The organism is Pontibacter populi (assembly GCF_040278685.1).
Lineage (GTDB): Bacteria > Bacteroidota > Bacteroidia > Cytophagales > Hymenobacteraceae > Pontibacter > Pontibacter populi.
Window position 1 is genome coordinate 144,149 of record NZ_JBEOKT010000003.1, and the last position, 12,903, is coordinate 157,051.

The following is a 12,903-nucleotide window of genomic DNA, read 5'->3' on the forward strand; positions in this document are numbered from 1 at the left end:
TTAAGGTTTAACTATAGTTACCACATTTCCCGCAGTATACTATAGTTGCCCACAAACCATAGACCTATAGTTACCAAACAGCCATCCGGAAAAATTGCAGAAAAAAATGCTAACTTACAGGTTACAACCCCGACCCTATTACACCTGATGAAGACCACCCTGCACCTCCTGACTCTTGCACTGTTTCTATTCCTGGGCTTTGCCTGCAACACACCTGCCGCCGAAACAAGTACCCAATTATTGGCAAAAGGCCGCCAGCCACAACTTGCTGTTGATGCAAAGGGCATAACCCGTATAGTTTATGGCCTGGAGGAAAATATTTACTGCGCCACCTCTACCGACAACGGGCAAAACTTTACGGAACCTGAACTGGTAGGCACCATTCCGGGGCTTTTGCTGGGCATGTCGATGGGGCCACAGATCGCGAGCTCGGTTAACTATACACTTGTTACTGCTATTGATAAAAAAGGAAATATCCACTCGTTCAGCCTGAACCATGCCACCGGTAAATGGGATAAAGCTGCCGGTGTGAATGACGTTCCCCAGGTTGCTGCCGAAGGCCTGATGAGTATTGCCTGCGATAAGAATGATACTTTTTATGCCCTGTGGCTGGATGTGCGGCATGACAAGCAAAACAAGATCGCGCTGGCTACTGCTACCGGTCCTGCCAACACCTGGTCGGCAAACCGCATCATATATGAGTCGCCGGACAGCACCGTTTGTGAATGCTGCAAACCAAGTATCGTCGTGAAAGGCAAAGAAGTAAACCTGATGTTCCGTAACTGGCTGAACGGGTCGCGCGATTTCTATTTCACAACCTCCGCTAATGGTGGCAAAACCTTTACAGCCCCTCAGAAGTTAGGCTACGACACCTGGAAAGTGGAAGGCTGCCCGATGGACGGCGGTGGTTTGGTGTTAGATGAAACCGACAGCGTACACACCGCCTGGCAGCGCGATGGTAGCATTTACTACGCACAGCCCGGCAAAGCCGAAGTAGAAGTTGGCAAAGGCCGAAACTGCCGCATCAGTGGTGGTACCAACCCTGCTATTACCTGGAAAGACGGCAATAATCTGAAACTAAAATTCCTGCATTCTGCAGCCATACAAACTATAGGCGAAGGCAGCTACATCGAAACTATAGAAATGCCGGACAAACGTACACTTTGTGTCTGGGAAGATGACAAAGAATTGTACTTTAAAAGAATCTGAGTCTAACTATAAAACCCGTGTAAAGAGGTGCGTATACTATAGCTAAAACATCAGCACATGCATTTTGATATAAGCGATTTTATTAAAAACCTGCCAGACCAGATTACCCGACAGGAACTTGGCACTTTGATCTATAAGGAGATACGTGCTGCTGAGAACATGAAAGTCGCCTACCTGGACCAGGCTACTGAGAACCCGGAGTTTTACGTTAACATTTCAAGACAGCTCGATGGTTATATCCATCTCCTGAAGGTCTTTCATAACAAGGTGGCTCCTACGCCTATTGCTCCAGACCAGGAACTATATAAAAACGAACAGCCCGAACTGGACCTGATCACTGAATTAATGGAGCGCATCGAAGAATCAGAAAGAAACCGACACACCGACTGATTCAGTCACTATAAACTATAGTTTTTCATTTCTATGCTGCTTTATAGTACATCCTGCCACCATATTTTAAGCTATCTTTAGGCTTTAAAACACACCAACTATAGCGGCTTTTCTTTGGTAAAAACCGCGCTTGCTTATGGAGAATTTAGGGATGGATCCGCAGCTGCTCGTGGACCTGGTAAAAATGAAAATGCCGTTCGGCAAGTATAAAGATTATTTTATCAGCGACCTGCCGGTTTCTTACCTGGAGTGGTTTCAGCGAAAAGGCTTTCCGGAGGGCAAACTGGGCATGTTGCTGGCCACTGCCTACGAGATAAAACTAAACGGCCTCGAATTTTTGTTAACACCTATCAAGCGAAATGTAAGGCGGGTAAGGTAAACTATAGTTTATAACATTTTACATACCTGCCTGTTCTGGAGTTATAAATCACAGAATTATGAGTAAACAAAAGATCAAGATTGATATAGTTTCGGATATTAACTGCCCGTGGTGTTATGTGGGTGAGCAACGTCTGAACAGTGCCCTTGCAACAGCAAAGGAGAAGTACGACTTCGACGTTAGCTTTAAGCCTTTTGAGCTAAACGCCGCTATTGCCCCGGAAGGCATGGACAAGGTGGAGTATTTCAAAATGAACTATGGCCCGCAGATCGTATCGCAGATAGGTGCCATGAACCAGCGCCTGACAGATACAGGCAAAGAAGTTGGCATTGAATTTAATTTCGACAAACAGCCCAGGATAAACAATACTTTTAACGGGCACAGGCTTATCTGGCTTGCAGGCGAGTGTGGCGTGCAGGAAAAAGTAGCAAATGCCCTGTTCTATAGTTACTTTACCGAAGGCAAAAACATGAACGACACTACCCTGCTCGAAAAGATCGGGATTGAAAACGGAATACCTGCCGAAAAACTGGAGAACTTTTTTGAAAGTGAAGAAGGGAAACAGGAAGTCCGGGAAATGGAGCAATGGGCACAGGCCTCTGGTATAACCGGCGTTCCGGCTTTTATCATAAACGACCAGTACCTGGTTAGCGGAGCCCAACCTACCGAGGTGTTCCACCAGGTATTTGACCAGGTAGCTCCTACCCTGCAGCAAATTAACACCGATGGCGAAAGCTGCAGCATAGACGGTACTTGCTAAACTATAGCATCCCCTTAAACTATAAAAGCACCCACTAATGGGTGCTTTTATAGTTTACTTGTAATAAATTCTTTAACAGAACTGATCAAAACTGAAATTTACTGGATGTTAGCTGCCGCTATAGCCTGCTACTTTTACGAGCTGCTTGCCAATGTTTTCGCCTGAGAACAAACCTAAGAATGCGTGCGGCAACTGGTCAAAACCTTCTGCAATTGTTTCTTCATATTTCAGTTTCCCTTCCTGTATCCAACCTGCCAGGCCTGCGGCGGCTTCTCCAAACCTGTCTGCGTAGTCGCTCACTATAAATCCTTTCATCAGTGACTTTGTTTTGAGCAGAATAGGTTCAACCCTTGGCCCCATAGGCTGCGACGTAGCATTGTATAACGAGATCTGGCCACACACAGCAATGCGGGCAAAGTTATTGAGCAAACTATAAACGGCATCAGATATCTCCCCGCCCACATTATCGAAATACACATCTACCCCATCCGGGCAGGCAGCGCTTAGTGCACCACGCATATCAGAAGTACTTTTATAGTTGATAGCCTCGTCGAAACCCAGCTCCTCTTTCAGGTAATTGATCTTATCATCAGAACCAGCAATACCAATCACACGGCATCCTTTAATTTTGGCTATCTGCCCTACAACAGTGCCAACCGCTCCAGCCGCTCCCGACACCACTACTGTCTCGCCAGGTTTAGGATCACCGATGAAGAGCAGTCCGCAATACGCCGTAAGGCCAGGCATGCCCAGTATACCCAGGTAGTAGCTCAGCGGTGCAATGTTCGGGTCGACAGGCGTCAGGCCTCTGCCATCGGAGATGCTATAGGTTTGCCAGGGAAGGTTGCCCAATACTACACTACCTTTTGGCAGTTTTGAATTGCGGCTCTCTGTTACTTCGGCAACTATACCACCCATAATAGGTTCGTGCAACTTGTAAGGTGGCACATACGATTTTGCATCGCTCATGCGTCCCCGCATATACGGGTCTACGGAAATGTAAAATGCTTTCAGAAGCACCTGTCCGTCCTGCAGTTCAGGCAACTCTTCTTCCGTAAATTTAAAGGTACTTTCGGTGGGCAGGCCTTTAGGACGCTCGTTCAGTAATATGCTTCTTGTTTTCATAGTTTGTCCTGATCAGGTAGAACTAGTTACACGCAGAAGCGGCGGCTGTAGTTATCGTTTCTGAGGTGGAAACCGAACCATTGTTGGTGATTCCAACAACAATTCCATGGCCTGGCTTTTACTCTTGCTGATGAGAACACGCAGCAAGGGTAATAAACCAGCTATTATACTTACAATCGGTTGTTAGACTTTGCTAACAGATAATCCTTTTTATCAAAAATCTTGATGCCAAAGTAATCAGGCTGTATATAACTAAAAAATCGTATCACATAGTTGTCATCCGCATAATCAGTATAAGAATCTACATAATCTGCTGAATTTCTGCCTGAATCGATAATACTCATTTTCCGCTGTAACCGCTTTCTGATTTTTTTTATCTGCTTTAAATCCGTCGTGTTATATAAAATCCTGTTTGGAGTAGTGTCACTATAGTAAAGTACCAGCCAGGCATTAGCATTAATACCAATGGGTTTATAAGACCAAACAACCTTACCCAGCATATCTGTGGTTGGTTTTTTATCCTCATTAAACGACCAACCATTTCTGATCAGCTTGTTTTGAATGTACTCTTGGTTCTTAGCTTGAAACTTGATGAGCTTGTTAAATCTCAGACTTTGAGCTGATGCTGTATAGGCAAGTAAAAATGCTAGTAGTAGCAGTATAGATTGCTTCATTTTGTTATTTTAAGGCAGAACTATTACAGAAAACAATATAGGTATTTCCGGTATCAATGCCTGATAATTCTGCCATCTTCCATTTCGATAATCCGGCCGCTGCGCTCGGCAAAGCTTTGGTCGTGGGTAACTATAAGCAGGGTCTGGTTGTGCACGCCGGCCAGCTCTTTAAATATTTCGAAAACGTGTTCGCTGTTTTTTGTGTCCAGGTTACCGGTTGGTTCGTCGCCCATTACAATGTGCGGGTCGTTTATAAGGGCACGGGCAATGGCTACGCGCTGCTTTTCTCCACCTGATATACGGTAAGCCTCTTTAGTTGCCAGGTGGTCTATGCCCAGCATTTTCAGCTTTTCAAGGGCCCGGTGCTCTACTTCCTGCTCACTGTATTTTCCTAACTTTAAGCCGGGCAGCATTACGTTCCGGATCACAGAAAACTCATTAAGCAGGTAATGAAACTGGAAAACAAAACCGATCTTCTCGTTACGGATGCGCGCCAGTTCCACATCGCTCCTGCCAGTCATCAGTTCCTGGTCAATCAGCAGCTCACCTTTATAGTCCGTATCCATTGTAGACAGAATATAGAGCAGCGTAGACTTACCGCAACCTGACTTGCCTATAACCGATACAAACTCGCCTTTGTTAATGGAAAACGTAATGTCATGCAGCACCTGCACCGTTACCGGGTCATGAAACTCTTTTGTAATGTGTCTAGCTTCCAGTATCGTTTCCTGCATGTTATTTACCTCTTATAATTTCCACAGGGTCAACTCTGCTGGCTTTGCGCGCCGGGAAAAAACCTGCCAGGTAGGTGGTGATCAGTGAAAAGAAGCCGCCGATAAAGTAGAAGACCGGGCTATAGTTTACCGGGTAGGTTGTTATAGTTGGCAGCGCGGCCGTAATAAACGGAATGTTGTCGATGATAACCGAAAAGATGAACCCAAACACTAACCCGACCATCCCTCCGAAGAAACCGATGCTCAGCGCGATCACCAGGAACACCAGGTTCACATCCCTTCCCGAAAAACCGGTGGCTTTTAGTATGGCAATAGAATCCATCTTTTCATAGATCATCATGTTGAGGATATTGAAAATGCCGAAGCCCGCCACTATAAGCAGTGTAATACCAACGGCATACGAAATGATCGAACGCACATCGCTACCCGTTTCGAACTGTGAATTGGCTGTCTGAATGTCTTCGGCGTCGATGTTAAACTTTTGCCTGTATTCTTGTGCAACTGCCGGGGCTAGTTCCAGGTCGTATAGTTTCACCTGAATATCCGTCATATAGTTGGCAGGTTTGGCCATCAGCTTTTGGGTGGTAACTATAGACGCATAACTCTGCACTTTATCTATCTCCTGAATACCCGACTGAAAATACCCGACTACTTTTAGTGGAAAACGCTCGCCCTGCACGGTAGTTACCTGCACCACATCGCCAATATCGGCAGCAAGAATATCGGCGAGGCCTTTGCCTAAAATAATGCTGTTGGCTATATTCTTCGCATCTATGGCATTTCCTGCCGTAACATAATCCCGGAACTTGAAAAGGCGCATTTCCTCCTCCACATCCACCCCGTTTATCACGCCGGTAATATCTATAGTTCCTTCGTTAAAGAACACCTGGGCCGTAAGTTTTGGAGTAGCACCCAGCACGCGTGGGTCGGTTTTTACCGCCTCTAATATAGGCCCGCTGTTATAGATCTCCTGCCGGCTGATGCCGGACTTTACTGAGCTTATAAAATTATAGGAGTCTTTGAAGGCTGCTGCTGAATTGATGGGCTGGTTCTCGCTTGGTTTGATCTCGTTGTAAAGCCGCACATGGGGGGTACGGTTCACGATCAGGCCATCCAGCATATCGTTCAGGCCATTCATAAAACTTAGTAACGTAATAAACATCGCAATACTGAACGAGACACCCACTGCGGCAACCAGCGTTTGCCCCAATCGCGCCAGCATCATCGACCTGGCAATCCCGAAGATCAGTTTTGAGTTCATTGCACCGGCTTTACGATCACGTCTTCTTTGGTCAACCCTTCCAGTATCTCCACTTTCTGATAATCTTTCAGGCCTGTTTTTACCTGCACTTTTTTATCATCCTCCATCATCACATAGTTGCCATCCACCAGGTACTCCCTGGGGATGATCAGGGCATTCTCTTTGCGCTGGATAACAATGTTGGCTTCGGTGGTAAGGTTGGGGTACAGGGCGGGTGGCACGGTTACAAAACTAGCCTCGACGGTAAACGAGCGCGTGCGTTCGTTCATGGCCGGGTTTACTTTATACACTTCCGCTTCAAACACCTGCCCTTTGTAACTATCTAAGTTCAGCAGCACTTTTTGGCCGGGTTTTATGCGGGCAATATCATATTCGTCTACCTGCAGCTCCAGAATAAATTCGTCGGCAGCACCAATTACAGCAACCGGCATCTGCGGGCTAACCATCTCTCCTTTTTCTTTCAGCACACTATACACCTTGCCATCAGTTTCACTTCTTACAGTGTAATCATCCGACATGGTCTCGCTTATCTGCAGGGATTTCTGAGATTGTTTGGCCGCAAAGTTTAGTTGTTTTTTAAGATCGTTGTAGCGCAGCTGTGCCGAACGCAAAGCGGTAACCGCATTTTTATAGTTCAACTCCCGTTGTTCCAACTCTACACGGGTGCCTATTTTATTTGCCCACAGGTTGCGCTGTCTTACCAGCAGCATCGAGTCGTTTTGCTTTTTGCTTCTGGCCAGGTCTATGGTTTCCTGTAGTTCACTCAGTTTGGCTGCGTTGGCACTTACACTGGAATATTCGGCTGCAATGCGCGCATTTTCGGTGCTTAACCGGGCGGCATCGTTATCTACTTTCAGCAGCGGATCTCCCTTCTTCACTACATCTCCTTCGGTAACCAGTATCTGCTGTATAATGCCACTCACCATCGGGAAAACCTGGTGCTGGTTTCGGCTTTTCACAACTCCAGAGGCGTACACCGATTCCGTTATATCTTCTATAGTTGGCTGTGTGGTTTCCTGTTTGCCGGTGCAGGCAGCCAGCAAAAGCAAGAGAGCAAATGAGAAGTATAGTTTCATGGTGGGATCTACGTAATTCCGGCACACTTCAGTGTTACTTATATACAAACAAACAGCCCGTAGAACTATAAGTTTTGTGTTGCCAAGTTAGGGTTATAGTTTGTGAAATCTATAGTTTATGAAAAGGAAAATAGCCAAGGTATAGTTTGTCGGTTTGAGTAGTGTTTACGGGACTGATTTCTAAACTATAGAGTGCCTTCAGATCCGGGGCAAGAATATCCTTTACCTGGTAAAGATCATCCACATCCACCCCGAATTTATCATCTATGTGCGCCGGTGCTTCCTTAAAGCCTGTATGCTTGTAAAAAGCTGACTGCTTTGCTGCCCGCAGCGCTTCTTTTTTGTCCTGGGCAACTACCAGCAACTTGTAATGAAACTCATCAAACTCGCCCTGCTTATAACCGCCCAGGTTCAGGAAAAATAAACTATAGTTCTGCTTTACTTCCGTTGCTTCCTGCCTTGGCAGTACCTCTATTTTGTAGCTATCAACTATAGTTACTTCGCGCCAGGCATCTACATGCATTGTTCCGGCTCCGGGCCAGAACTTCTTAAGCTGAGGCACCAGGTCTTTTATAGTTTCTCCTATCCCGAAGAACACGTCGTGTTGCTCTGTATTTCTGCCCGGCGGCCGGCAACCTACCATCACCATAAATAGTTTTTGTTCTGCCATGTTAAAAAAAACGCTGAGCTGATTTTATTGTTCTTAAACTGTTTTATCAAAAAAGTGCACAACTATATAATATCCTATTTATTTAATATTATAAATTTTTATTTAAATTTTAGTAAATAAAACAGTGCAATTTAATCCACTTGATCTATCAACTATAAATTACACTTTAGCATGACCAACGCATGAATACATACACATTTTATTGTATATCAACATTTTATAATTTATTTTTTTGATAAACAACATCGTCCAATTAACACCACCAAAAAATTGGATTTTATTAAACATATTTATATAAAATTTGCATTTAATTAATTTTTAATAATAGATTTGCCACCGTTTAGCATATTTTTTTAATCATTAATATTAGTATTGTTATATATTACTCAACTTTACAATTGCACTATGGTACTAAGAAATGTGTACTCCAGAACAGTTTCGAATTTCATTTTTCACATCCTGCCAGTTCTGATCCTGGCCCTCTTTCTCTTCCCAACTTATTCAAATGCCCAGACCTACAGCGGCCCTATTACTATCACAAAAGGCGGCACTTACACAGGTAACTGGGAGTCAACCAACTCAGATATACCGGCAGTTGACATCCGTACAACAGAGCCTGTTATCATTATCAACTCCAATATTCGGGGTGCTGGTTTCCTGATAAAGAGCTGGTATTACGCTGCCGATATTACTGTTAAGCATACGAACGGTTACGGTATTACACCTACCCCTACCACCGATTACCCCAAGACCCGCCGCTTTGTTACCCTGAACGACTTCAGAAACCTGGTGGTAGAGAACTGCTACATGGAAAGTACGACCGGCATTGTGTTAGGAGATGATTACCGGGGCGACGGATCTACAAATCAGACCATCAAGATCCGCTATAACAAGGTAAAGAACGTTGATGGCCGGGTACATGGCGGTAAGATGCACTCGCAGTTTGTGCAGTTCAATTACAGAGGCCAGATCCCTCATGTTGAGATCGCCTGGAACGAGGTGATAAATGAGCCAAACAAATCCGTGAAGGAAGATAATATCAATATCTACAACTCGCGTGGCACGCCATCATCACCAATCAGGATACACAACAACTACATACAGGGCGCCTACCCGGTTAATGCAACAGACCATAGTTTTTCGGGGGGCGGCATACTTACAGACAGTGATGGAAATGCAGACAGATGCCCGGCATTTATAGAGGCTTATGATAACCAACTGGTGAACCTGGGCAATTATTCCATGGGTATCGCTGCGGGCCATAACATCCGCTATCATCATAACCGCATCATAAACTCTGCTACTTTTGATGACGGTACGCGCTTCAACATGTATACTTCCGGTGTATGGAGCAAGGACTATGAAAAAACCGGCATAACCTATTCCAACTCCATCGACAATAACACACTTGGCGTAATGGCCTGGAACTGGCCAAACGACAGAAGAGATATATCTGATATGACGGGCGCTACCGCAGAAAATAACATCTCACTGCCGGGTACTATAACCAAACAGCACGAGCGCGACGAATATACCAGGTGGCAGCAGAAACTGAGCAGCAATGGTGTTGTGTTAGGCCCGAACGGAAACGGAACAACTATACCAACCACAACAGAGCCAGCTCCGGAACAGGAAGAGCCGGAACCTGATACCACAACTACAGCAACCGGCACTGGTATGATCATCAGTGAGCTTTGGGCTGATATCTATACAGAGAATGTAAGTGAAATACCTGTAAACCAAACTCCGACAACTACAAAAGAACTGAAGCTATTTGAGTCGCATAGTGATGTAGCTGACCATTATGGCCAGCGAATTAGAGGCTACGTTACTGCACCAGCAAGCGGGCAATACACTTTTTGGGTAGCAGGCGATAATAATGCTGAACTATCCCTGAGCACATCGGAAGACCCTGCTTTAAAGAAAAGAATTGCATATGTAAATGGCTATACCGGCAGCCGTGAATGGACCAAGCAATCATCACAGAAATCAGAACCCATTACGTTGGAGGCTGGTAAACGCTATTATATTGAGGTACTGCATGTAGAAGGTAAAGGCGAGGATAACGTAGCCGTTGGCTGGCAATTACCGGACGGAACACTGGAAAGACCGATTGCAGGAAACAGGCTGTCGACGATGGGAACAACCGCTACTCCTCCGCCAACCACCACTACCCCACCAACCGAATCTGTGGAGCCTACTACCTATCCGAATCCGTTTACCAATGTATTGGTTCTGGATATGGGCACTCAGAAAATAACGTTGAAGAAGGTAGTGATCCTGACGCCGGAAGGTGTGATGAAATACAATGTCCCGAATGTAACTCTGGTTGAGAACAAACTGGAAATAGACCTGACAAAAGCACGGCTAAACGCCGGTATGTATTTCCTGAGATACACCGACAGCACCGGCCTGAGTAAAACCATCCGGATTGTAAAAGAATAAAACTACAGAACAGGCACTTCTTAACCGGGGTGCCTGTTTTCGTTTTCCCAGGTCCGGCTTATGCAGCTTACCTTTTCAGGGCTAACTATAGTATAAGGTAAAAAACACGGACCGTATATGGAAGACAACTATAAAGTACCCGCTAAAACCAGCATCGGGCATGTGCATTTAAAAGTAACTGACCTGCAACGCGCCATCGATTTTTATACCGGCACCTTAGGCTTTGAACTGACACAGATGTATGGCGAAGATGCAGCTTTTGTCTCAGCGGGTGGCTATCATCATCATATCGGGTTAAACACCTGGTTCAGCAAAGGCGCAGAACCGGCTCCTAAGCATGCCGCGGGGCTTTTCCATGCAGCTATCCTTTACCCAACCCGCAAAGACCTTGCAGCTATACTTAAACGCCTGCTAGATGCAAATTACCCCATCACAGGAGCGTCGGACCATGGGGTTTCGGAGGCTATTTACCTGAACGATCCCGACCATAACGGCCTAGAACTATACTGGGACAAACCGAAAGCCCATTGGCCAACTCATGCCGATGGCTCTCTTTACATGTATACCCGCCACCTGGACCTGGAAGACCTGCTGAAAGAACTGGAATAATTAACGGTACTATAGTTTGCTTTTCAAAAATCAGTAAGTTCGTGTACGCATGCAAAATAATACGCCACAACCCATGACTTACGACCTGCTGATAACCGGAGCTACTCTATACGACGGAACTGGAAAAACCCCTTACGTTGCTGATGTATGGGTGAAAGACGATGAAGTTAAGCTGATCGGTACGCAACCTTCGGCTTCGGCAGCTAAAACTATAGACGGAAGCGGACTTATACTTACACCCGGTTTTATTGATGCCCATGCCCATGGCGAACCGTTTAAAACACCTGCGTTCGAGAACTTCCTGGCGATGGGCGTAACCACTATTTGCCTGGGTCAGGATGGTTTCAGCCCCGATTTGAGCGAAGACAGTCATACTTCAGGTGAGACATTGGAAAGCTGGATGTACCGCGTGGATGAACTGCAGCCGGGCGTGAATATTGTGATGTTTGTGGGCCATAATACAATTCGCATGCAGACCGGGGCAAAGTATAAAGTAGAGCCTACCGAAACAGACTTTGACGAAATGGAACAACTACTGCACGAAGGCATGGATCTGGGCTGTTTTGGCATGACGACCGGCCTGGAATATAACCCCGGATTTAACTGCAAAACCCCGGAACTCAACAGACTGGCAAAAGTTGTAGGCGAACGTGGCGGTATGATCATGAGCCACATGCGCAGCGAGAATGATGCAACTATAATTCCGGCTATAGAAGAACTACTTTCACAAGGAAAATACTGCCCGGTACAGATATCACACATAAAAGTAGTTTATGGAAAAGGCACCAGCCGCGCCGAAGAGATCTGTGAACTACTGAACGATGCCCGCGCAAAAGGAATAAAAGCCACTGCCGATTTCTACCCCTACACCGCCAGCTATACTTCCATCGAGATCCTGTTCCCGGACTGGGCTAAAAAGCCTTATGATTATGAGGAAGTTAAAGCCACGAGAGGCGAAGAGCTGACCCAATACCTGAAAGAAAAGATCATCTCCCGCAATGGTCCCGAAGCTACGTTACTCGGAACAGGCCCATTTGCAGGAAAAACCTTAGGCCAGGTAGCAACAGAGCTGAACAAGCCTTTTGAAGAAGTGCTACGCGATGACATTGGTCCTTACGGCGCCTTTGGAGCTTATTTTATTATGGATGAAGCCCTGCAGGATACGCTTTTGAAGTACCCCTACACGATGCTTTGTACCGATGGCAGCCCATTCATGAACCACCCGCGCAGCTTCGGTTCGTTCGCCAAAATGATTGAGACATTTGTGCTGGATAAAAAGCTGTTCCCGCTGGAGGAAGGTATCCGTAAAATGACTGGCCTGACTGCTGAAACAATTGGCATATCGGATCGTGGTTTTATAAAGCCGGGCTACAAGGCAGACCTGCTGCTCTTCGACCCAACTGAAATAAAAGCAAACGCCACTTACGAAAACCCAATGCAACTAAGTACTGGTTTCCGGTATGTTATAGTTAATGGCAAGGTGGTAAAGGAACAGGAAACGTTTACAGGAGCGCGGACAGGGCGTGTGCTGCGAAAGCCACAACTATAAATTGCTTAACTTGCGCCTTTAT

At 45.7% G+C, this 12,903-nt stretch carries 13 protein-coding genes; 7 read left to right on the forward strand and 6 right to left on the reverse strand.

What is annotated here, in order from left to right:
• Positions 1-45 precede the first annotated feature (45 nt).
• From ABS362_RS04095 to ABS362_RS04110, 4 genes are all read left to right on the forward strand, one after another.
• Positions 46-1,209, forward strand: coding sequence for a hypothetical protein (locus ABS362_RS04095; protein ID WP_350411032.1), 1,164 nt, complete (start codon positions 46-48; stop codon positions 1,207-1,209).
• Positions 1,210-1,266: 57 nt separating this feature from the next.
• Complete coding sequence (locus tag ABS362_RS04100; protein ID WP_350411033.1) at positions 1,267-1,599, forward strand: hypothetical protein; 333 nt, start codon at positions 1,267-1,269, stop codon at positions 1,597-1,599.
• A 136-nt stretch (positions 1,600-1,735) separates the two neighbouring features.
• Positions 1,736-1,978, forward strand: coding sequence for a DUF3820 family protein (locus tag ABS362_RS04105; RefSeq protein ID WP_350411034.1), 243 nt, complete (start codon positions 1,736-1,738; stop codon positions 1,976-1,978).
• Between the two features lie 58 nt (positions 1,979-2,036).
• Positions 2,037-2,738, forward strand: coding sequence for a DsbA family oxidoreductase (locus ABS362_RS04110; protein WP_350411035.1), 702 nt, complete (start codon positions 2,037-2,039; stop codon positions 2,736-2,738).
• Positions 2,739-2,846: 108 nt separating this feature from the next.
• Here ABS362_RS04110 and ABS362_RS04115 read toward each other — a convergent pair whose 3' ends face one another.
• From ABS362_RS04115 to ABS362_RS04140, 6 genes are all read right to left on the reverse strand, one after another.
• Entirely contained in the window at positions 2,847-3,863 is a 1,017-nt protein-coding gene (locus ABS362_RS04115) for an NADP-dependent oxidoreductase (RefSeq protein ID WP_350411036.1), read from the reverse strand.
• Positions 3,864-4,033: 170 nt separating this feature from the next.
• Entirely contained in the window at positions 4,034-4,537 is a 504-nt protein-coding gene (locus ABS362_RS04120; RefSeq protein WP_350411037.1) for a hypothetical protein, read from the reverse strand.
• A gap of 53 nt (positions 4,538-4,590) precedes the next feature.
• Positions 4,591-5,271: an ABC transporter ATP-binding protein gene (locus ABS362_RS04125; RefSeq protein ID WP_350411038.1), complete on the reverse strand. Its 681-nt coding sequence runs from the start codon at positions 5,269-5,271 to the stop codon at positions 4,591-4,593.
• Position 5,272: 1 nt separating this feature from the next.
• Complete coding sequence (locus ABS362_RS04130) at positions 5,273-6,532, reverse strand: ABC transporter permease (protein WP_350411039.1); 1,260 nt, start codon at positions 6,530-6,532, stop codon at positions 5,273-5,275.
• Positions 6,529-7,608 (reverse strand): efflux RND transporter periplasmic adaptor subunit, encoded by a 1,080-nt coding sequence (locus ABS362_RS04135; protein WP_350411040.1) that lies wholly within the window; start codon positions 7,606-7,608, stop codon positions 6,529-6,531. The genes ABS362_RS04130 and ABS362_RS04135 overlap by 4 nt, the downstream gene beginning before the upstream one ends.
• 109 nt (positions 7,609-7,717) lie before the next feature.
• A complete protein-coding gene (locus ABS362_RS04140) occupies positions 7,718-8,278 on the reverse strand; it encodes a DUF1543 domain-containing protein (protein WP_350411041.1) in 561 nt (186 codons plus the stop codon).
• A 405-nt stretch (positions 8,279-8,683) separates the two neighbouring features.
• On the opposite strand from ABS362_RS04140, the gene ABS362_RS04145 reads away from it, so the two are divergent.
• The 3 genes from ABS362_RS04145 to ABS362_RS04155 all read left to right on the forward strand — a co-directional run bounded on the left by ABS362_RS04145 (position 8,684) and on the right by ABS362_RS04155 (position 12,881).
• A complete protein-coding gene (locus ABS362_RS04145; RefSeq protein ID WP_350411042.1) occupies positions 8,684-10,723 on the forward strand; it encodes a PA14 domain-containing protein in 2,040 nt (679 codons plus the stop codon).
• 117 nt (positions 10,724-10,840) lie between these two features.
• The gene (locus ABS362_RS04150) at positions 10,841-11,332 is read left to right on the forward strand and encodes a VOC family protein (RefSeq protein ID WP_350411043.1); all 492 of its coding nucleotides are present in this window, start codon (positions 10,841-10,843) and stop codon (positions 11,330-11,332) included.
• A gap of 49 nt (positions 11,333-11,381) precedes the next feature.
• On the forward strand, positions 11,382-12,881 hold the full coding sequence (locus ABS362_RS04155; RefSeq protein WP_350411044.1) for an N-acyl-D-amino-acid deacylase family protein: 1,500 nt from the start codon (positions 11,382-11,384) through the stop codon (positions 12,879-12,881).
• Positions 12,882-12,903 lie beyond the last annotated feature (22 nt).